This window comes from Lachnoclostridium phytofermentans ISDg (assembly GCF_000018685.1).
GTDB classification, from domain to species: Bacteria; Bacillota; Clostridia; order Lachnospirales; family Lachnospiraceae; genus Lachnoclostridium; species Lachnoclostridium phytofermentans.
This window is the reverse complement of the sequence record NC_010001.1, coordinates 2,841,793-2,864,032: the sequence shown is the minus strand read 5'-3', so window position 1 is coordinate 2,864,032 and position 22,240 is coordinate 2,841,793. Positions and strand designations below refer to the sequence as shown.

General features: G+C 35.5%; 17 protein-coding genes. 13 read left to right on the top strand and 4 right to left on the bottom strand.

The features are described 5' to 3' along the window. The first annotated feature begins 283 nt into the window (after window positions 1-283). Window positions 284-1,246 (top strand): Gfo/Idh/MocA family protein, encoded by a 963-nt coding sequence (locus CPHY_RS12000; protein WP_012200337.1) that lies wholly within the window; start codon window positions 284-286, stop codon window positions 1,244-1,246. 216 nt (window positions 1,247-1,462) lie between these two features. On the opposite strand, the gene CPHY_RS11995 is transcribed toward CPHY_RS12000, so the two are convergent. The 4 genes from CPHY_RS11995 to rpsT all read right to left on the bottom strand — a co-directional run bounded on the left by CPHY_RS11995 (window position 1,463) and on the right by rpsT (window position 5,637). Then, on the bottom strand, window positions 1,463-3,547 hold the full coding sequence (locus CPHY_RS11995; RefSeq protein WP_012200336.1) for a hypothetical protein: 2,085 nt from the start codon (window positions 3,545-3,547) through the stop codon (window positions 1,463-1,465). Then, entirely contained in the window at window positions 3,522-4,421 is a 900-nt protein-coding gene (locus CPHY_RS11990; protein ID WP_012200335.1) for an ABC transporter ATP-binding protein, read from the bottom strand. Before CPHY_RS11990 ends, CPHY_RS11995 begins: the two co-directional genes overlap by 26 nt. Continuing rightward, window positions 4,408-4,770, bottom strand: a complete 363-nt coding sequence (locus CPHY_RS11985; protein WP_012200334.1) for a GntR family transcriptional regulator — start codon at window positions 4,768-4,770, stop codon at window positions 4,408-4,410. The genes CPHY_RS11990 and CPHY_RS11985 overlap by 14 nt, the downstream gene beginning before the upstream one ends. 603 nt (window positions 4,771-5,373) lie before the next feature. Beyond that, window positions 5,374-5,637 carry a 30S ribosomal protein S20 gene (rpsT, locus tag CPHY_RS11980; protein WP_012200333.1) on the bottom strand — a complete coding sequence of 88 codons (264 nt, stop codon included), beginning with the start codon at window positions 5,635-5,637 and terminating at the stop codon, window positions 5,374-5,376. A gap of 233 nt (window positions 5,638-5,870) precedes the next feature. Between rpsT and gpr the strand changes: the two genes are divergently transcribed. The 12 genes from gpr (at window position 5,871) to CPHY_RS11925 (ending at window position 22,231) form a co-directional block, all read left to right on the top strand. Then, window positions 5,871-6,794: a GPR endopeptidase gene (gpr, locus tag CPHY_RS11975; protein WP_012200332.1), complete on the top strand. Its 924-nt coding sequence runs from the start codon at window positions 5,871-5,873 to the stop codon at window positions 6,792-6,794. A 6-nt stretch (window positions 6,795-6,800) separates the two neighbouring features. Beyond that, on the top strand, window positions 6,801-8,252 hold the full coding sequence (locus CPHY_RS20845; RefSeq protein ID WP_012200331.1) for a stage II sporulation protein P: 1,452 nt from the start codon (window positions 6,801-6,803) through the stop codon (window positions 8,250-8,252). 754 nt (window positions 8,253-9,006) lie between these two features. Then, window positions 9,007-10,821: a translation elongation factor 4 gene (gene lepA / locus CPHY_RS11965; RefSeq protein WP_012200330.1), complete on the top strand. Its 1,815-nt coding sequence runs from the start codon at window positions 9,007-9,009 to the stop codon at window positions 10,819-10,821. A 73-nt stretch (window positions 10,822-10,894) separates the two neighbouring features. Then, complete coding sequence (gene hemW, locus CPHY_RS11960) at window positions 10,895-12,070, top strand: radical SAM family heme chaperone HemW (protein WP_242657948.1); 1,176 nt, start codon at window positions 10,895-10,897, stop codon at window positions 12,068-12,070. 281 nt (window positions 12,071-12,351) lie between these two features. After that, window positions 12,352-13,389, top strand: a complete 1,038-nt coding sequence (hrcA, locus tag CPHY_RS11955) for a heat-inducible transcriptional repressor HrcA (protein WP_012200328.1) — start codon at window positions 12,352-12,354, stop codon at window positions 13,387-13,389. A 33-nt stretch (window positions 13,390-13,422) separates the two neighbouring features. Then, a complete protein-coding gene (gene grpE, locus CPHY_RS11950) occupies window positions 13,423-14,085 on the top strand; it encodes a nucleotide exchange factor GrpE (protein ID WP_242657947.1) in 663 nt (220 codons plus the stop codon). Window positions 14,086-14,305: 220 nt separating this feature from the next. Continuing rightward, on the top strand, window positions 14,306-16,168 hold the full coding sequence (dnaK, locus tag CPHY_RS11945) for a molecular chaperone DnaK (protein ID WP_012200326.1): 1,863 nt from the start codon (window positions 14,306-14,308) through the stop codon (window positions 16,166-16,168). 346 nt (window positions 16,169-16,514) lie between these two features. Beyond that, window positions 16,515-17,660, top strand: coding sequence for a molecular chaperone DnaJ (gene dnaJ, locus CPHY_RS11940; protein ID WP_012200325.1), 1,146 nt, complete (start codon window positions 16,515-16,517; stop codon window positions 17,658-17,660). A gap of 96 nt (window positions 17,661-17,756) precedes the next feature. Next, entirely contained in the window at window positions 17,757-18,758 is a 1,002-nt protein-coding gene (prmA, locus tag CPHY_RS11935; RefSeq protein WP_012200324.1) for a 50S ribosomal protein L11 methyltransferase, read from the top strand. Between the two features lie 408 nt (window positions 18,759-19,166). After that, complete coding sequence (locus CPHY_RS21280) at window positions 19,167-19,283, top strand: LacI family DNA-binding transcriptional regulator (protein ID WP_081428540.1); 117 nt, start codon at window positions 19,167-19,169, stop codon at window positions 19,281-19,283. Window positions 19,284-19,411: 128 nt separating this feature from the next. After that, window positions 19,412-20,734, top strand: coding sequence for a sugar ABC transporter substrate-binding protein (locus CPHY_RS11930; RefSeq protein ID WP_012200323.1), 1,323 nt, complete (start codon window positions 19,412-19,414; stop codon window positions 20,732-20,734). Window positions 20,735-20,902: 168 nt separating this feature from the next. Beyond that, window positions 20,903-22,231 (top strand): carbohydrate ABC transporter permease, encoded by a 1,329-nt coding sequence (locus CPHY_RS11925; protein ID WP_012200322.1) that lies wholly within the window; start codon window positions 20,903-20,905, stop codon window positions 22,229-22,231. Window positions 22,232-22,240 lie beyond the last annotated feature (9 nt).

The window sequence follows — 22,240 nt, the reverse complement described above, 5'->3', positions numbered from 1 at the left end:
AAGAAATTCTGACAACTATTTTATCTTGCCATTACCAAAGGGGCATTCACTTAAGGATAAGGTTATTTATTTTGTTGGGTATAGGGATGGTGTATATGTATTTTGTGTCTCATTTAAAGAAGTGTCATAAGCTAGTCATAAACATACCAGCCATTTGCATTTCCTACGGTATTCTATAAACACTGATAGCTCGAAGAACTTCATAAAGCATAAAAGGGATAGGAAAATGTAAAAAAATATGGTAAATTAGAATCAATAACTATAGAGGAAGGAAAGTACTGATATGAAAACAATAACCTGGGGAATGATAGGCTGCGGGGACGTTACGGAGGTAAAGAATGGACCTGGCCTTTATTTAGCAGAAAATTCAAAACTAAAAGGGATAACGAATCGAACAAAATCAAAGGCCGTAGATTGGGTTAATAGGCATCAACAAGGTATCGTTTATGAGTCCGTTGAAGAAATGCTAAAAGATGAGGAAATCGATATTGTATATATTGCTGTTACTCCAGATAAGCATTTGGAATATGCGATTCAGTGTGCGAAAGCTGGAAAGCATTGTTTGATTGAAAAGCCATTAGCTCTGGCATATGATGAAGGAGTAGCAATTAGAGAAGCATTTAGAGAAGCTGGTAAAAAGGCTTATGTAGCATTTTATCGTAGAAATTTAAATCGTTTTATTAAGATAAATGAAATAGTGAAAAGCGGGAAAATTGGGAAGGTGTCACAATTTCACATACACCGTTATGTGAACCCACTTACAGACTTTGGTGCATGGAGAGCAAAGCCTGAGATTTCTGGGGGAAATGTTTTTACAGAAACCGACATCCATATTCTTGATTATATGGATGAATTATTTGGTGAGGTTAAATATTTCCAATTCATGAAAAATAGTTTAAATGGCAATGATTTCGATAGTTTAGTTGTTAATTTTCAATATGAAAACAACATAAGAGGTACTGGTAATTGGCTTTATAATGCTGAGGTTACCCGTGATGTTGTTGAAATTATTGGTGAGAAGGGAATTGTTTCTTTTGACTTCTTTCATAATGACACTCCAATTCTTCTTGAAACAAAAGAGGGTAGGGAAGAAATACTTTTGGATGACTCAATTCATGTTGGGTTAGCAATGGAGCAGGCGATTGTCAATGAATTAAACGGAATTGGTGAGTTTCATGGAAATATAGATAACGCGTTAAGAACCTTAAAAATTACGGATATTATTTATCATAGTGAAACTAGGTAGATTGGTAGCAGTTTTTAATCTAATGGAAAGCTAAAGAAAAGACAACTAAATCAAGCTAGAAATAAGAGCATTGTTTACTACTCAGAAATGAATAGTAGTAACAATGCTCTATTTATAACAATAAAATTTCAGATGGTTCAAAAGAATAATAATAACATCTTTTTTGTGATATTAGTATTAATTAAATGTTGCAAAAATACTAATTATCATATTTATCTACCACAATTTATTATATAATTCTGCCACTTTATCAGAGTATTCTGGTGGAATCACATATGTCCATTTTCCAATGATTATACGATAACATGGTGTAGTTGTGATATATTGATATTGTGCATGTTCTAGTAAGTTAATGATATCCTCTTTAAATCGTTCAATTTGCTCTGAATTAGCATATCTTGGTGATTCCGAATAGAAATAAGAAGGATATCCGTAAGAATATAATTGATTATTATTGGCCGTTTTGATAGGTGCGATGATTCCAAAGCTACTTTCTATCAAGATACGATTGTAAATGGTTTCTGAATTGAAAGTATTCATATTCACATAATTATTAGCGAAGAAAGCTAGTGTTTCTGTGTAACTTTCAAGAACAGGAATCTCACCAATTTTAAATCTGGTAGGTATGGATGGAGTTAAATAATCCTCTAAAGTTAAATTCTTCATATCTTTTGCAAGACATTGATATAATTCCTTAATTTTTTCTTCTCTCATAGGGTAGTGTCTAATGGTGAAATCAAATACATCCGTAATGGTTACTGTATTTTTATAAGAATATTGTTGTTCTATTAATTGGTCGATATATTCATCACTTAAATCGATAGACGCCAGGAACATCTTCTGATTAAAATTTACATCATAAGTTCTTGTGTAATCAAAACCGTTTTTAACATGAAAAGTTATTTCGATATTATAGGTTGGAAGATAAATATTGTAATACTCATTCGGTAGCGCCTCTGTGGTTTCAGTGGTTGGGAGTTCTGAATTTTTACTTTCTAGAGTTGTTGGAACCGGGACCATGAGCATATTTGTATCTACCTTCGTTTTTTTGCTTTCTTTATAATCGTCTAATACTCTTTGATGAAATGCAAGTACTGTTTTAATATTCTCCGGATCTTTCAGCGTAACAGAATAATCATTAGTATAAGTATCGAGAACCCCATGATATCGTATCGTAATAGATTTCATATTTGCGATGTCAGTAGTTCGAAAAACAATACCGAATACTTCCGTTTTATTAATAACTAAAATACTACAGCCAGCTATTGCAGAAATTATTGTAAATCTAACGATGGAACGATAGAATTTCTGGAATCCTCGATTGGTGATTACTTCAAACGTTAAGAAAATAAATGCCAATAAGGAAAGGCTTGTTATAAAGTTAATATTCAGATGATAGAAGAATGCGGCTAATAAAAATGTTAGTGATGTCATAATGAAGTAATAGAAGATACGGTTAACAAATCCAGTGCCTACGCTTTCAGCTTTTCTTCGTATAAAGTTACGATAGGATAACCAAAGTATACCTAGAGACATCAAAAATGTTAGGAATAGTGTCCATAATCCAGTTGCACTATAAAGTGAGCTATTTTGGTGATTAGCTAGATATATGAGTAAACCTCCTGGACTTGTAAAATTAATCAACTTTTCGAATATGGTATGGAAACTAATTCCAAACGAATGATTCAATAAGAGATAACCTACAGAATAGATAACCCCAGGTATTAATAGATTTACATATAAACTAGCGGTTATAGCTTCGAAAGTATTCCCAACACAACTTAATACAAGCACAGTTAGAGTATATAGGAATATTAGTCCTATAATAATAAACAGGTAAGTAAAGAAGACTAAACGCAACACACTATGGATGCCATCTATTGTAACGCTATGTCTCATAAAGTGATTTACAAATTTTGTTGTACGCAAAAGAAGTAATATCACACTAATTATAAACTGTCCAAGCATAGGTATGAAATATAGGATTAGGCCGCTTAGGTAATCACTAAAGAATAATTCTCTTCTGGTAAGTGGTAATTTTAAAACATCATCAATTTTTGTCTTTTGATAGAGATAATCAAAAAAATTAAGAGGTATTACGAAAGCTAAGGCACCTACGACTATTGATGCTAAGATGCTAATCCATAAGGAACTACGGGATTCAATATAATAAGAATTTAAAACAAACAATGGTCCAGATAGGAGGTTAGTAATAATTAGAATGGTCCAAAATCGTTTGTTTTTTAACTTTTCTTTTAAACTAATGCCAAAAAAGCTAGTGATCGATGCCGTTTGCGTCATATCCGTTTGCCTCCATTTCATAGATAAATATTTCTTCTAGTGTTAGTGGAATTTCCTCTAGTAGGATCGGACGAAAGTGAGATAAATATGTCTTAATTTCTTCGATATCACCACGTACCCCCATGGTTAACACACTTCCAATCTTTTCACTTTGAACGATAGACAATCCTTCAAAATCTTCCACAGAGTAATCCCTTGAAAATGCCACCTGAATTTTATGAAATCTTTCATATACACTTTCCAAATCTTTGCTAAAGAGAAGCTTGCCTTCATGAAGTAGCGCTACATGATCACAAATATCATTTACCTCCTTCAAGTTATGGGAGGAGAGTATTAATGTGAGTTTACGATCGAGCATTTCATCTACTAAGATACGCTTCACAATAATTCTCATTGCAGGATCTAATCCATCAAACGCTTCATCCATTAATAGATATTTCGTACCGGAAGAAAGTCCAATAATAAAAACTGCCTGTCTTTTCATACCCTTTGAAAATGTCGACATTTTTTTATCTGTTGGTAATTTTGTTACGTCTATTAAACGTTTAAATACTTCCTCATTAAAATTTCTATAATATATCTTGTAGTGATTTTTTAATTCAACTATAGTCATGTTTTGGTATTGCACAGTTTCATCATTTATAAAGAACATATCTGACTTTACTTGTATATTATCATAAACAGAAGCTTCGTCGATAAGGACTTCTCCTTCGTCTGCTTTATAGATACCACTAAGCAAGCGCAAGAGTGTGGACTTACCAGCACCATTCGATCCTAATAATCCAAATGCAGTACCATCCTCAATTGTTAAGCTAATCTGATCGAGTGATAAATCGCTGCCAAAGCGCTTTGAAACATTTTTAAATTCGATCATTTTCGATCACCTCAATTCTATTTATTAAATCTTCTTTTAAGAGGCCTTTGGAGAGTGCATCAAGCACAGCTTCGTCAAAGCTCTTCATTGCCTTATCTTTCAAAGACGTATCTTTTAATGGTGCAATAAAACTGCCACGTCCAACAACAGAATAGATGACACCATTATGTTCTAGTTCTTGATAAGCTTTTTGCACTGTATTTGGATTAATACCAAGTTCTTTTGCTAAGGCTCTTACGCTTGGCAATTGGTCATTTTCATGTAAAACGTTTTTCATCATAAGTTCCATAATTTTTCCTGAAAGTTGTTCATAAATTGGGACTTTAGAGGTAAGATTTACTTGAAACATACTTGATCTCCTTTCCGTTTTTATTCTTGACAAGGAAAAGTTCGCGAAGCGTACTCTCTCTTGTGTGTCTTTCCGATAGTAAATTGTTAGGAAAAGTACTTCGTATTTATTCTTGACAACCTATGTATAGCAAGATCGAAACGACTATAACGACTATAGCATATTAACTGTATTAATACAAGTAGTACAGTTGAAAATTAATAATATTTAAAACAATGGTAACAATTAAAGTATTTACAATCTTTTGAAAATAGATAAAATCATTATGATATAATTTTCAATTATCTTTTAAGGACTTATTAGTGGTAGATATGTCAAGAGGGGTAGTGGTATAGATTATAAGAGTTAATGAAAGATTAGAAAAAAGATTATAGAAAAAGAAAATTAAGAGTAATGATATAGGAATAGAGAATAAGAGAGTTACTAATATAAATTAATAAATTAGAGAAGAACTAATTAAATTATTAAAACGAAAAACAAAGAAGTACTTATTGAATAGAAAATAAAGAAGAAATATTAATAGTAAAAAAATGAGAGTGCTATGAAATGAAAACAAGAATTTGAGTTCATTTCATCACACTCCCATATTATATACTATAAAAATTAAGCAATAGAATTAACAGCCTTTGCTAATCTACCAACTTTTCTAGCAGCATTCTTCTTGTGGTAAACACCCTTAGAAGCAGCTTTGTCGATAGCAACTACAGCATCTTTTAAGCTCTTAGTAGCAAGATCTTTATCGCTGGCAGCCACAGCAACTTCAACCTTCTTTACTAAAGTCTTAACTTTAGACTTAATTACCTTATTTCTTAATGTCTTTGTCTCAATAACTTTAATTCTTTTCTTAGCAGATTTAATGTTAGCCAATCTGTACACCTCCATATAACGTTCTTTTATAATATGCGCATGAAAGTTCGCTAAAGATCCGGACACGGACGCTCTGTAGTGAACATACCGTTATATCATAGTATAAAACATTTCATATGTCAATACATATTTTATCCTAAATTGTAAAAGAATAAAACAAGATGACCCGTAAACTATGCAAAAATACGGTCATGAAATATTAAGAATCTGCATAGGTTAGAAGGAGAGAATGAATGAAGAAAGGCTATGAAGATATTCGGACAGACTTAGCGTTAGAGGTTAGGGAAAGTTTTGAAGACGATGATGTAGAAATTAAGGGCGTCGTTTTAGAAGAAGATTATCTAAAAGAAAAAGATTTGAAAATAACTACGGTTATCATCAAAGACGAACAAGGTGCCAAGGCTATGAGAAAGCCGATAGGAACCTATATAACTATAGAAGCGCAAAAACTATCAGAAAAAGATGATGAATATCACAGTTCTATAAGTGAAGAAATCGGTAAGTACATTAAAAAACTGATTGGTGAAGATAGAGAAAAAGGTGTAATGGTAGTGGGATTAGGCAATCGAGAGGTTACTCCAGATGCTCTAGGTCCTTTGGTTGTAGATAATTTATTTATTACCAGACATTTGATAAAAGAATATGGCGAAGATTTTCAAAAGAGAAATAAATTAACTTGTGTCAGTGCATTGGCTCCAGGGGTAATGGCCCAAACGGGGATGGAGGCAGTGGAAATCATTCGTGGCATTATGAAAGAGACCAAGCCTTCTGTTGTCTTAGCAATCGATGCGTTGGCTTCCCGTAGTGTTCATCGAGTAAATACAACGATTCAAATTAGTGATACTGGGATAAGTCCGGGAGCAGGAATAGGGAATAATCGAATGGCGCTAAATGAGGATAGTCTTGGCGTAAAAGTTGTTGCGCTAGGGGTGCCTACGGTGGTAGATGCTATGACGATAATTCGAGATTCCATGGAAAATATGTTAAATAGCCAAGGGTTTAGCCAAAATGAAGTTCAAAGTTTCTTTTCTGAAGTAACTAATCAGGAATCTTTTCATAATATGTTTGTAACACCAAAAAATATTGACGAATCTATGAAATGCATCAGCTTTACGTTATCTGAGGCAATCAATTCGTGTTTTTGCGGAAGGAGCTAAGTAAGCATGAGGCATCGTTTTAGGAGATATGAACTCATCATTTATCGCATCATACTAACGTGCTGTATTATTATTGCAAGTTTTATTATATTCCGAGGCATCGTCGTATTTGCCTCGGAACAGATGACTAGTGTAGCAAAGAAGGCAGGTGTCAGCTTTATTGAATCACTCTATTTGAACGCCACTTCTTCATGTAATGAATTATTTCGTTATGTGAAACGAGATGAAGCATCAGATTCTACCTTGTTACATACGGTCGCTGAAGACTTTTCGATTAATTATTATGCCTCTCATCAAGGAAAACAAGTGTTTCATGAACAAAATGAAGAAGAGGATATCAACTACGAAGACACGCTTGATTACGTAAATCTAGCAGATTACAATGAGAATATGGACGAGAACTATAGAGATACAACGAAAGAGGAACAACTAGCGTGGTCGAAAAATGTATCAGACAGTGAGAATAGTAGTATTGAACAACTGGCTGAAGAGGAAAATAAGAATTATAACAATAGTGATAGTTCAATGAGTAGCGATATCTTTGACAAGGAAGATGAAACTACTGACCAAAAATTAATCATAGAATACAAAAAGGGGGATGTGGCTAGATTACCGGATTATAATTCAAGTCAAATTAGCAATCAAACTTCATCGGTATTTAACGAACCTGCAATCTCAGTTAGTAATTTAATACAAAGTAATTACTCTCTTGAGAAACTAAGTGATATAAATTATTTAATCGATAGTTTTTACATTGTTGACTCCTCAACAACTGTGACAAAATCTTTATTTAATGTAAATGAGTTATTAAAGAAGAATATGGCGATCAAGAAAAGAACGGATGCCCCTCAAATATTAATTTATCATACTCATGCATCAGAAACCTATCTTGATAGTAAAGCAGGTGTGCAGGCGGATACTGTTGTTGGAGCAGGTAACTATTTAACAGAATTGTTAGAGAAAATGGGATATGTAGTTTACCACGATAAGACCGCTTATGATAAAAAAGCGAATGGAGAAGATAATCGAAATTTTGCATATAGTACTGCAAGACCAAATATTGAAAAAATTCTAACAGATAATCCTAGTATTGAAGTTGTAATTGATTTACATAGAGATAGCGGACCGAAACGGCTTGCAACTGTGAATGGAAAAGATGCTTGTCAAATCATGTTCTTTAATGGTCTATGTCGAGATAGTAAGGGACCAATAGATCGTCTTGATAATCCTAATCTTAAGGATAATCTTGCTTTTAGTTTGCAGGCAGCATTAGTTGGTCGAAATCTCTATCCAGGGTTTGTTCATAGAAATTATTTGAAGAACTGGCGTTATAATCAACATCTTGCAAAACGTTACTTATTAATTGAATGTGGTACAGAAAATAATAACGTACAAGAAGCTTATAATGCAATGGAACCATTATCTGTGATATTAAATCAGCTATTATCAAATCCGTAAAAAGCAAGAGAAATGCGTGTATTAATAATATTAAATTAGCGAGAATGTTGAAATATTATATTCAACATCATAAATCATAAGTATAGAAGTAAAAAGTATAGAACAATATAATATAGGAAGAGATTCAAAATTATGTTTGGAAAGTCATATTGATTTGTGGCTTTCCAAACATTTTATAATTCATATATTGTTCTGCAACTACCTATGAATTATAAGCTCTTTAAGTGTTGATGCACATTCATATAGTGTTATCATAGGATGCGAATAGTATATCATAGGATGCGAATAGTATATCATAGGATGCGAATAGTATATCATAGGATGCGAATAGTATCTCCTTGTCAGCAAAGTTTTGGTATGGTATAATGTCGACAGATATTATACCGGTGCCAGACGTTGTGAGTGCACATAAGCGGAATAAAGTACCGTATTCCATATGAGCTTGCGAATAAAGCGCGAACGAAATGAGTGCACATTAACGATACAAAGTGCCGCATTCCATATGTAACCACGAATATGGTATAATAAATCATTATGTAGAAATTTGCTTACAGAAAAGATGTGAAAATCAAGAAGGAAATCCCCGTGCAGGTATATGTCGCTATGGATAGATAATTAGCATGGAGGTTTTTTATGTATGTTTAGAAAGCATACTTACTGTGCATAGCAAATATGCGAGGCATATATGCCTTGACCCTAAAAGGTAATGAAAATCATATAAGTTATGTAAGTGATAAATCCCAGGAGGAAAAACATGTCAGGTATTGACCAGAAGAGAATCAGAAATTTTTGTATTATTGCTCATATAGATCATGGTAAATCTACGCTCGCAGATCGTATTATCGAAAAAACTGGTTTACTTACGAGCAGAGAAATGTCATCTCAGGTATTAGATAATATGGACCTAGAGAGGGAACGTGGAATAACAATTAAGGCACAGACTGTACGTACTGTATATAAGGCAAAGGACGGGGAAGAGTATATCTTTAATTTAATTGATACACCTGGACACGTTGACTTTAATTATGAAGTTTCACGAAGCCTTGCTGCGTGTGAAGGTGCAATCTTAGTCGTAGATGCAGCGCAAGGAATCGAAGCACAGACGTTAGCGAATGTTTATTTAGCGCTCGATCATAATCTTGATGTTTTCCCAGTTATTAATAAAATTGACTTGCCAAGTGCTGATCCACAACGTGTTATCGCGGAAATCGAGGACGTTATCGGGATAGAAGCGCAGGATGCTCCTTTAATATCAGCCAAGAATGGTATTAATATTGAAGAAGTACTAGAGCAGATTGTTTCCAAAATACCAGCACCAAAAGGTGATAAGAATGCACCGCTACAGGCTCTTATTTTTGACTCCATTTACGATTCCTATAAAGGTGTTATTATATTTTGTAGGGTTATGGAGGGTACTGTTAAGAAGGGAACAACACTCAAGATGATGGCTACTGGTGCAACTGCAGATGTAGTTGAGCTTGGTATTTTTGGACCTGGACAGTTTATCCCAGCAGAAGAGTTATCCGCAGGTATGGTAGGCTATATTACAGCAAGTTTAAAAAATGTTAAGGACACTCGTGTTGGTGATACTGTAACCGATGCAGAGAATCCTTGTAAGACTCCTCTTCCTGGATATAAGAAAGTAAATCCAATGGTGTACTGCGGTATGTATCCAGCGGATGGTGCGAAGTATCCAGACCTTCGTGATGCATTAGAAAAATTACAGTTAAACGATGCTTCTCTTCAATTTGAACCAGAGACCTCCATAGCACTTGGATTTGGTTTCCGTTGTGGATTCCTTGGTTTATTACATCTTGAAATTATTCAGGAGCGTTTGGAGAGAGAATATAACTTAGACCTTGTAACTACTGCACCAAGCGTTATTTATAAAGTATATAAAACCAACGGTGAGATGTTAGAGATAACAAACCCATCTAATTTACCAGATCCATCTGAGATTGAGCATATGGAAGAGCCTATGGTAAAGGCAGAGATTATGGTTACCACAGAATTTGTTGGAGCGATAATGACTCTTTGTCAGGAACGTCGTGGTATTTATCTTGGTATGGAGTATATGGAATCTACAAGAGCATTACTTCGTTATGAATTACCGTTAAATGAAATTATTTATGATTTCTTTGATGCTTTAAAATCAAGATCCAGAGGTTATGCATCCTTTGATTACGAGATGAAGGGATATGTTCCAAGTGAATTAGTGAAACTAGACATTCTTATTAATAAAGAAGAGGTCGATGCTCTATCCTTTATTGTACACGGAGAATCTGCTTATGAACGTGGCAGAAGAATGTGTGAAAAGTTAAAAGATGAAATTCCTAGACATTTATTTGAAATTCCGATTCAAGCAGCTGTTGGAAGTAAAGTTATAGCTCGTGAAACGGTGAAGGCAATGCGAAAAGACGTACTTGCAAAATGTTATGGTGGTGATATCTCTCGTAAGAGAAAACTTCTTGAAAAGCAGAAGGAAGGAAAGAAACGTATGCGCCAGATTGGTAACGTAGAGATTCCACAAAAGGCCTTCATGAGTGTATTAAAGTTAGATGAGGACTAGGAGCGCATAAGCGCTGGAATGAATGTGTATTAATATTGTGTCTGCAGCCCAGAGTTTGCAGGCTATGAAAGGCATGATTATTAGAATGAAAAAAGATTTAGAACTATATATTCACATTCCATTCTGTGCAAGAAAATGTAACTACTGCGATTTCTTATCTGGACAAGCGAGTCAGGATGAGATGTTAAAGTATACCGATTTCTTGTGTAAAGAGATTAAAAATCAGGGGTCACTTCCTTTAGAATACCGAGTTGTCTCGATATTCTTTGGAGGAGGGACTCCTTCTCTTTTACCTCTAGAACAGATTGGACGTATTTTTGATAAGATAAAGGAATGTTTTGAAATAGTACCTACTTGTGAGATTACGATAGAATGTAATCCAGGTACAGTCACGAAAGATAAGCTTTTCGGTTATTATAATCTTGAGATTAACCGATTGAGTTTTGGATTACAAAGTGCAAATAATGAGGAATTAAGATTATTAGGAAGAATTCATACTTTTGAGGAATTTGTGGAAAATTATGAACATGCCAGAGAAGTCGGTTTTCAAAATATTAATATTGATTTAATGTCCGCTCTACCTTATCAGAACTTAGAATCTTATGAAACTACTTTAGAGAAGGTGCTTAAGTTAAAGCCAGAGCATATATCTGCGTATAGTCTTATCTTAGAAGAAGGAACATCCTTTTATGAAAGATTCTCAGAACATGGGGATGAAAAGGATGCCATTCCAGATGTGATACTCGATAGGTTAATGTATGAACACACAAAGGAGATACTACTTTCTCATGGTTACAATCGATATGAAATTTCAAATTATGCAAAACCTGGGAGAGAATGCCTTCATAATATCGGGTATTGGAGAAGGATTGATTATCTAGGATTAGGACTTGGTTCTTCCTCTTTATTAGATCATGTTAGATATCGTAATCTTGATACGATGAACGAATATGAAAAAGCATTAAAATCCTCTTTAAAAGTTAGACAAGTAGAAGAGATGCTTAGTAAGAATGCTGAAATGGAAGAGTTTATGTTTCTAGGACTACGTCTTAGTAAAGGTGTTAGTAAAAAGGAATTTGAACAACAATTTCTAGTTTCTATGGATGAAATCTATGGTACGAAACTGATGGAGCTACAAAAGAATGGTCTATTGATGATTGATGAGGTTTATGTTTCTCTGACAGATAGAGGTATTGATGTAAGCAATCAGGTATTAGTTGAATTTTTACTGGATGATACGGTTATCTAAAATTATTACTGTAAAATCGATAATAGAAAAAACAAACAGAGGATGTCTTTTTTCGGTAGAAATGAAAGTTCCTCATGAAATTTTAATGAATTTTCTCAAAATAGGAGTTGACAAACGATTTTAATAGTGATAATTTATGTATAAAGATGTTAGCACTCCACCTCAATGAGTGCTAACAACAAAAACGGAAGGTTCGAAAGTCGCGAATTATAATCCGTTTCCTCAATGCAATAACCACTTGCAAGAAAATACAAACGATCTTGGTTTGAGAAGGAGGGGATATGCAGTTAGATGACAGAAAGCTGAAAATTTTACAAGCTATAATTCGAAATTATTTAGAAACTGGTGAACCTGTCGGTTCTAGAACAATTTCGAAATATACGGATTTAAATTTAAGCTCTGCAACCATTCGAAATGAAATGTCTGACTTAGAAGAATTAGGCTACATCATTCAGCCGCATACCTCTGCTGGACGAATCCCATCAGATAAGGGGTATCGACTTTATGTGGATACCATGATGGAGGATAAGGTAACTGAGGTCGAAAACATGCGAGATATGTTGCTTGAAAAGGCTGACAAGATGGAAACCTTATTACAGCAAGTTGCAAGACTTCTTGCCGTAAATACGAATTATGCAACGATGGTGACATCACCGCAATATCGTTCTAGAAAGGTTAAATTCCTACAAGTTTCAGAAGTTGATACGACGCAAATTCTAACAATAATTGTACTAGAAGGCAATATCGTAAAGAATAAGATAATTGCAATTGCGGAACCATTAGATAAGGAAACACTTCTAAAATTAAACATTGTATTAAATACGTTCCTACAAGGTTTGGATTTAAGTGAAATTAATCTCGCATTAATCCGTCAAATGAAGGAACAAGCGGCAGAACATAGCTCCGTGGTTAGCGATATTTTAGATGCGGTTGCACAAGCCATTAGTGAAGAAGATGATATTCAGATTTTTACAAGTGGAGCAACGAATATTCTTAAATATCCTGAACTGAATGACATGGAGAAAGCCAGCGAATTACTCTACACTTTAGAGGAAAAAAAGCAACTGACAAATCTTATGAACAATGAGGTTTCCAGTGGTGAGAACCGTGGAATACAAGTTTACATCGGGAATGAAACTCCGGTAGACTCAATGAAGGATTGTGCAGTAGTTACCGCGACCTATCAAATTGAAGAAGGTGTCTATGGTAAAATTGGTATCATTGGCCCAAAGAGAATGGATTATGAAAAGGTTGTAAGTACACTGCAAAACCTTATGTGTCAGTTGGATGATATATTTAAGAAAGACAATGATAGATAAAGAAAGAAGGGTGACATAAACGTGGCGGATAACATGGATTTTAAAGATCTGATGGCAGACGAAGCGGAAGATATAATAGAAAAGGATATTGCGAGAGTAAACCAAGCTTCAGAAGACATCGACCAGGAGAATCAATCAGAAGTTGTAGATGATACCACAGAAAACGAAGATGCAAGTGAAGAAGTTTATGAGGAAGATACTGCATCTGAGGATGGTTCAAAGGAGAAAAAGTCCTTTTTTAAGAAAAAAGAAAAGAAAGACAAAAAGGATGAAAAGATTGATGAATTAACCGATCGCTTAATGCGCAATATGGCAGAGTTTGAGAATTTCAGAAAACGTACAGAAAAAGAAAAAACTCAGATGTTCGAAGTTGGTGCGAAAGATATTATTGAACGTATCCTTCCGGTGATTGATAATTTTGAACGTGGATTAGCTGCTGTATCAGTAGAAGAAAAAGATAGCGCTTTTGTTCAAGGTATCGAAAAAATCTACAAACAACTTGTTACTACATTAGAAGCTGCTGGTGTAAAGCAAATTGAAGCAGCAGGGAAGGAATTTGATCCTGATTTCCATAATGCAGTAATGCATGCAGAAGATGAGGAATACGGTGAAAACATCGTAGCAGAAGAATTCCAAAAGGGATATATGTACCGTGAAACTGTGGTTAGACACAGCATGGTGAAAGTAGTAAACTAAGATAGTCCAGTTGTTTATGAGTAAGTAACTTACTTATCTTACTTTAATATACAAACAAATAAACGTTGGATTAAATAGCGTTGAATTATATAACATTGAATCAATTAACACTTGATGAAAGATGATTAATAAAATTGGTTATTTTATAGAACAGGAGAATGTTATTGCATTCCTTGTTCTCAAAAAATAGATTTCTATAAAAAATTAGGAGGAATATATTATGGGTAAAATCATTGGTATTGATTTAGGAACAACGAACTCATGTGTTGCCGTAATGGAAGGCGGAAAGCCAGTTGTTATTGCTAACACAGAAGGTTCTAGAACTACTCCATCCGTAGTAGCTTTTACAAAAACTGGAGAAAGAATTGTTGGTGAGCCTGCAAAACGTCAAGCGGTTACCAATGCTGATAAGACTATCTCTTCTATTAAGAGACATATGGGTACTGATTTCAGAGTATCTATTGATGACAAGAAATTCACTCCACAAGAAATTTCTGCAATGGTTCTTCAGAAATTAAAAGCAGATGCAGAAGGTTATCTTGGTGAAAAAATATCAGAAGCTGTTATTACAGTACCTGCTTACTTTAACGATGCTCAAAGACAGGCTACAAAAGATGCTGGTAAGATTGCTGGCCTTGATGTTAAGAGAATTATTAACGAGCCAACAGCAGCAGCACTTGCTTACGGTCTTGATAACGAGCATGAGCAGAAAATCATGGTATACGACTTAGGTGGTGGTACTTTTGACGTTTCTATCATTGAAATTGGTGATGGCGTTATCGAAGTTCTTGCAACTTCCGGTGATAACAGACTCGGTGGTGATGACTTTGACGAAAGAGTAACACGTTACTTTATTGATGAATTTAAGAAGGCAGAAGGTGTTGACTTATCTACTGATAAGATGGCACTTCAAAGATTAAGAGAAGCTGCAGAGAAAGCTAAGAAAGAGTTATCTTCAGCTACTACAACAAACATCAACCTTCCTTTCATCACAGCAACAAGTGAAGGACCAAAGCATTTTGACCTTAACTTAACTCGTGCTAAATTTGATGAGTTAACTCATGATTTAGTAGAAAGAACAGCAATTCCAGTTCAGAATGCATTAAGAGATGCTGGATTAGCTCCATCTGAACTTGGCAAGGTATTATTAGTAGGTGGTTCTACACGTATTCCTGCTGTTCAGGATAAGGTAAAACAATTAACAGGACACGAGCCAAGTAAGAGCTTAAACCCAGATGAATGTGTTGCTATCGGTGCAAGTGTTCAGGGTGGTAAATTAGCTGGTGATACTGGTGCAGGTGATATCTTACTTCTTGACGTAACTCCACTTTCACTTTCTATCGAGACAATGGGTGGTATTGCAACAAGATTAATTGAAAGAAATACAACAATCCCTTCAAAGAAGAGCCAAATCTTCTCAACAGCTGCAGATAATCAGACAGCTGTAGATATCAACGTAGTACAAGGTGAAAGACAATTTGCGAAAGACAACAAGAGTCTTGGACAATTCCGTCTTGATGGAATTCCACCAGCAAGAAGAGGTATTCCACAGATCGAAGTTACATTTGATATCGATGCAAATGGTATCGTAAATGTATCAGCAAAGGATCTTGGAACTGGAAAAGAACAGCACATCACAATTACTGCTGGTTCTAACATGTCTGATAGCGATATCGATAAGGCAGTAAGAGAAGCTGCTGAGTACGAAGCTCAAGATAAGAAGCGTAAAGATGCAGTTGACACTAGAAATGATGCAGATTCTATCGTATTCCAGACAGAAAAAGCATTAAGTGAAGTTGGCGATAAAGTAAGTGCTGACGAAAAGACTGCTGTTGAAGCTGACTTAAATCACTTAAAGGATTTAGTTGCAAAAGCAAATCCAGAAGTTATGTCTGAAGGCGAAGTTGAAGATATGAAGGCTGCAAAAGAGAAGTTAATGAATAGTGCTCAGGCATTATTTGCAAAACTTTATGAAAGTGCACAAGGTGCAGCAGGTGCAGGCCCTGATATGTCTGGTGCTGGCCCACAGGGTGACACTTATGCAGGCGATGATGTAGTTGATGGAGATTATAGAGAAGTTTAATTTGGAGCAAAAAGCGCTCATGTAGCGCTTTTCGCAACCCCTAAGTGAGGATTTTTCCTACAGCAATTGGGAGCAAAAAGTGCTCGTGTAGCGATTTTCGTGACCTCTAAGTTAGAATTTTTCCTACTGAGGTTGGGAGTAAAAAGTGCTTGCTTCTTTTCTATAATTTCGTTATAATATTTTATTCAGGATAGGATTGTGCTAAGAGTCCTTATGAAAGTATGCTAAGCTGTCTTATGGTTACTGGCGGTAATCGTAGGACAGCTATTTGCGAATACATGTATAATTGTGACGGGAGGTCACTTATCAAAATTAGTTTGGATAATGTGAATGTTGGAGGATAGTTATGGCAGATAAGAGAGATTATTACGAGGTGCTTGGGATTTCAAAAAGTGCATCGGACGATGAAATCAAAAAAGCCTATCGTAAACTAGCAAAGCAGTATCATCCGGATGCAAATCCAGGGGATCAGACTGCGGAAGCAAAGTTTAAGGAGGCTTCCGAGGCATATGCTGTCTTAAGTGACCCGGAGAAAAAGAGACAATTTGATCAGTTTGGTCATGCTGCTTTTGAACAGGGTGGCGGTGGAGCTGGCGGTTTTGATTTTAATATGGGTGATATGGGAGATATCTTTGGTGATATCTTCGGAGACATCTTTGGTGGGGGAAGAAGATCTCGTGCCAGCAATGGTCCAATGAATGGAGCAAACCTACGTACAGCCATTCGTATCACCTTTGAAGAAGCAGTATTTGGCTGTGAGAAGGAACTCGAGCTATCATTAAAAGATGAATGTGAAACTTGTCATGGTTCTGGTGCAAAGCCTGGTAGCTCAGCGGAAACATGTCATAAGTGTAATGGTAAAGGACAGGTAACCTTTACTCAGCAGTCCTTATTTGGTATGGTTCGTAACGTTCAAACCTGTCCGGATTGTCGTGGTACTGGTAAGATTATCAAAGAAAAGTGTCCTGATTGCTATGGTAGTGGTTATATCAGCCGTAAGAAGAAAATTCAAGTTTCTGTTCCTGCTGGTATTGATAATGGCCAAAGCATTCGTATCCGTGGTAAAGGAGAACCTGGTACTAACGGTGGCGAACGTGGTGACTTATTAGTTGAAGTAAATGTTAGTAGACACCCAATCTTCCAGAGACAGGATTACGATATCTATTCAACAGCACCAATGACATTTACACAGGCTGCACTTGGTGGAGATGTAAGAATTAGTACCGTAGATGGCGATGTCTTATATGAAGTAAAACCAGGAACTCAAACAGATACAAAAGTACGTCTTCGTGGAAAAGGTGTTCCAACCTTACGTAACAAAGATGTGCGCGGTGATCATTATGTAACTTTAGTTGTACAAGTACCAACAAAATTAAATAATGAGCAAAAAGATTTATTAAAGAAGTTTGAAGAATCCGTATCTGGCAAAAAATCAGAGGATACTACTACTGAGGATACAAAAGAAAAGAAAAAGAAATTTTTCGGGAAATAAGAAACAAAAATAGAACGACACCTTCCATCATTGAAATTAGGGTATGAGACAGTGTGTTTTGTACCTTAGGGAAGGTATGCAACCAGGAGGATATACATGAAGTGGAAAAAATTATCGTTGGAAACAACGACGGAAGCGGTAGATTTAGTCTGCGATATGCTTCTTTCTCTTGGAATTGAGGGAATTGAAGTGGTAGATAAGGTACCGATTACCGAAGAAGAGAAGAAACGTATGTTTATCGATATTCTTCCTGAATTGGGTGAAGATGACGGCATTGCTACTATTAATTTTTACTTGGAGAATGAGGAAGATTTACCGTCTCTAAAAGTTTCAATTCAAGAAGGGTTAGACGAACTACGTGACTTTGTTGAGGTTGGTAGTGGAAAGCTCTCTTTATCAGAAACAGAAGATAAGGATTGGATAAACAATTGGAAAGAATTTTTTAAACCATTTCGTGTGGATGATACCATTGTAATCAAACCAACTTGGGAGAAGCTAGAGGAGCGCAAGGAAACGGACTTAGTTATTGAAATTGATCCTGGAACCGCTTTTGGAACAGGAGCTCATGAAACAACTAAGTTATGTATTCTTAATATAAAGAAATACATGCAGCCTGGAGCTACTTTATTAGATGTTGGATGTGGTAGCGGTATCCTTACCATAATAGGTAGAAAGTTGGGAGCAAAAACAGCGGTTGCAATTGACATCGATGAAAACGCAGTAAGTGCATCCAAAGAAAATTGTGACGTAAATCAATTAGAAGCTGTGCTATGTCAATCTTCTGATTCCTCAACGAGAACAGAAGGTAGAATAGAACTATTCGATGGTAATGTTATCGAGGATAGAGGCCTACGTGAGCGCATTGGGCTTAATAGCTATGATTTTGTGGTTGCAAACATTTTAGCAGATATTATCATACCTTTGTCAGCTGTAGTAGGCGAATTTATGAAACCTGGAGCTTATTTTATCAGTTCTGGAATCATTGATATGAAAGCAGAAGAAGTTAAAGAAGCCATTTTAAGAAATGGATTTATCATAGAAGAAATTACTACCATGGGAGATTGGACTTCTATTGTGGCGAAAAAACCAAATAAATAAAAAAATGTGGGTAGAAACGAATTTCGTTTTCATACTCACATTTTTTTAATACATAAAAAGAAGGTTGGGAATGTGTTAAATGATACACACCCCAACCTTTATTATAGAACCTTTTTTTATTTATAGAAAATTGCGTCTCCCACTTCGTATTGCAATTTTAAGACGATGGCAGAGCCTCTACTAATATGATATTTATCGTTATGAATTACCAGATAAGGATTGAATTACCATTATTGCTGTGAAATATAACTAATTAAATAGTTTAATATGAAATAAAACTATACTATATTGACAATAGAAAAATAATATGCTACGATAAAAGCAATAAATGGTAACGATTCCGGGAACGTTTTCTATATAAGATATCAACAATAGCAATAGGTAATAACATACTAAAAGAAGGCTTAGATGCAGAACTTAACGTTCAAAGATGTTGCTCAGCTTGCAGATGTAAGTGTCAGTACTGTATCTAAGGTAATTAATGACCATCCTTATGTACATAAAAACAAAGAAAAAAGTCAATGAGAATCTTAGAGATAAAAGCTTCGGAACGAAAAGAAAATTGGCATAACTTAAGTTTATTATTGTACCAAATAGTTGACTTCCCGGAAAGGGTTGATCATAGAATTAAAATATAATAAGGAGGATGAGTTATGAAGAAAAAAGTTTTGGCATTATTGATTACAACAACAATGGTGTTTTCAATGGTGGGCTGTGGTAGCAAGGGAAAAGATGTTAGTAATTCAACAACACCATCACCGACGCCACAAAGTGAAAAGAAACAAGCAGAGAGCAATAGCAACCAAGGTGGAGAAGAAAAAAAGATATCTGGTGACCTTCTTGTATGGTTGGATAACGATGACTGGGCAGATGCTGTTATCGAAGCATTTAATGCAAAGTATCCGGATGTAACTATTGAATACCAGAACGTAGGCAATGTTGATACAAGGGGTAAAGTTTCCTTAGACGGTCCTGCAGGCATTGGCCCGGATGTTTTCTTGATGCCTCATGATCATATGGGAATTGCCATTGAAGATGGTTTGTGTGAGCCTATGACAGATGAGCTTCAAAAAAAATATGAAAATAACATTTTGGATGCGGCATTAGAAACTTGTACGGCGGATGGAAAGGTATACGGAGTGCCGATTTCAACTGAGAACATCGCTTTATTCTATAATAAGGATTTATACGGAGAAAACCCTCCATCATCTTTTGAAGAAATCATTGAATTTGCAAAAGGATATAATGATTTTGCCGCAGGAAAATATACTATGGCATGGCAAGTAGATGATGCTTATCATAACTATTTATTCTTAACAGCATTTGGTATGCAATTATTTGGACCAGATATGAGGGACTATAAAACGCCAGGCTGGGATACACCACAGGTTACAGAGGCAATTGATTTTTACCGTAGCCTTCGTAAACAACTTTTTGATGTAAACGTTGTAGATGCAAGTTGGGACGCAACAGTAGCAGCATTCCAGAGAGGTGAAGTGCCTCTTACTATTTCAGGACCTTGGGCAATTTCAGATGCTTTGACAAATGGAGTGAATTTCGGCGTAACAAAACTTCCAACGATCAAGGGCGTACAACCTAGATGTTTTTCAGGAAATATTATTGCTTCTGTATCTAGTTATGCGAAAAATAAAGAAGCAGCATATGCATTCGTTGATTTTCTTGCAGGCGAAGAGGGTGCAACAATTATGTATAAGGTAACAGGCAAGATGACAGCACTGAAAGACATCTCCAATATTGCAGGCTTAAAAGAAGACGTATATTTAAAGGGAATTCAAGAGCAATCCCCATATGCTGATCCTATGCCGATTATACCAGAAATGTCACAGGCTTGGGATGCAATCAAAAACCTGTTTACATTCACCTGGGATAATACGCTTACTTCTAAAGAAGCACAGGATAAAGCAATGGATACATATAAGACAGCATTACAAGCAGCTGGAAAGACTCTTGACTAATCTGTAATTCAATCCGGGTGCAGCATAAGCGGCACCCGGTGACAGATAAACTATATGTTGTTATATAGTTTACCTGTCACATGGACAGTAGAAGATAAGGAGTTAAGGGCAAAACAATTTTTACCATCATGATTTAGCGTGCAGGAAGAGCACAGATAGGAGCTTAACATGAAGTTTTTAACAGCGGCATGCTCTGCAGTGGTATGGGGAAGCGGGCAGGTTATCAATAAGCAGAGATTAAAAGGATTGATGTTTTTCATTGTTCAGGCAATCTTAGTGTGGGTTGAGATGTTCACTGGTACATTTGCCGTGATTACAGGAAGGACAGAAGCCACATTCCGTAACTGCGGCTTTTTTATTAAAGGTATATGGGGGTTGATAACCCTAGGAGAAATTCCAAGGGAGAATTCAAACGTTATAGTATACGATCATTCTATTATGCTACTCATTAGCGGAATTATAGCAGCAACAATTTTGCTGGTGTTTTTATTTGTGTACATATGGAATATAAAAGATGCATATAGTACAAGAAAAAAAATGGAATCAGACGAAGTTGATTCCAGCATCGGATATTTCAAAAAATTATGGAACAACTCTTTTGAATACATCGTAATTGCTCCAGGCTTACTTATGGTGGCATTCATTGTAGTCATACCGATTCTTTTTTCATTATTAGTTGTATTTACAAATTATAATGCAAATTTTATACCACCGAAAAAAATCATAGAATGGACTGGATTTCAAACATTTCGCGATATTGTAACGATTAAAATATGGGGAACAACTTTTATCAAGATACTTATCTGGACTATAGTCTGGGCATTCCTGGCAACGTTCAGTTCTTATACATTCGGACTGCTACAGGCAGTGCTGGTGAATAGTAAATCTACTAAATTTAAGAAGATATGGAGAGGAATTTTTATTCTGCCTTGGGCGGTTCCGGGTTTAGTGTCCATGCTTATTTTTCGTGCCATGTTAAATCATAATGGTGCAGTAAATGCAATACTATTGGATTTAGGCTTGATCAGTGAAAAAATACCATTTTTAAGTAATACAAACTGGGCAAGGTTTTGTCTTATTATGGTAAACTTATGGCTTGGATTTCCATACTTTATGATGTTGATATCAGGTGTTCTTACTACCATTCCTGAGGAATTATATGAAGCGGCTCAGATGGACGGAGCTAATGGCTTCCAGTTGTTTCGGAAGATTTCTTTTCCTTATATTATTTCCGCTACTGCACCTCAGATTGTAATGAGTGTAACCCATAATTTCAATAATTTTGGATTGATTTACTTTCTAACAGGAGGTGAACCTGCAAATCCAACCTATCAGATGGCAGGTTCTACCGATATATTGATATCATGGATATTTAAGCTGACATTGAATCAGAGAATGTATAACTATGCAGCAGCAATGAGTATTTTTATCTTTATCGTAGTGGCATCCGTTTCAGGCTTTAATTTGCTTAGAACACGTGCATTTAAAGAAGATTAGGAGGGGAAG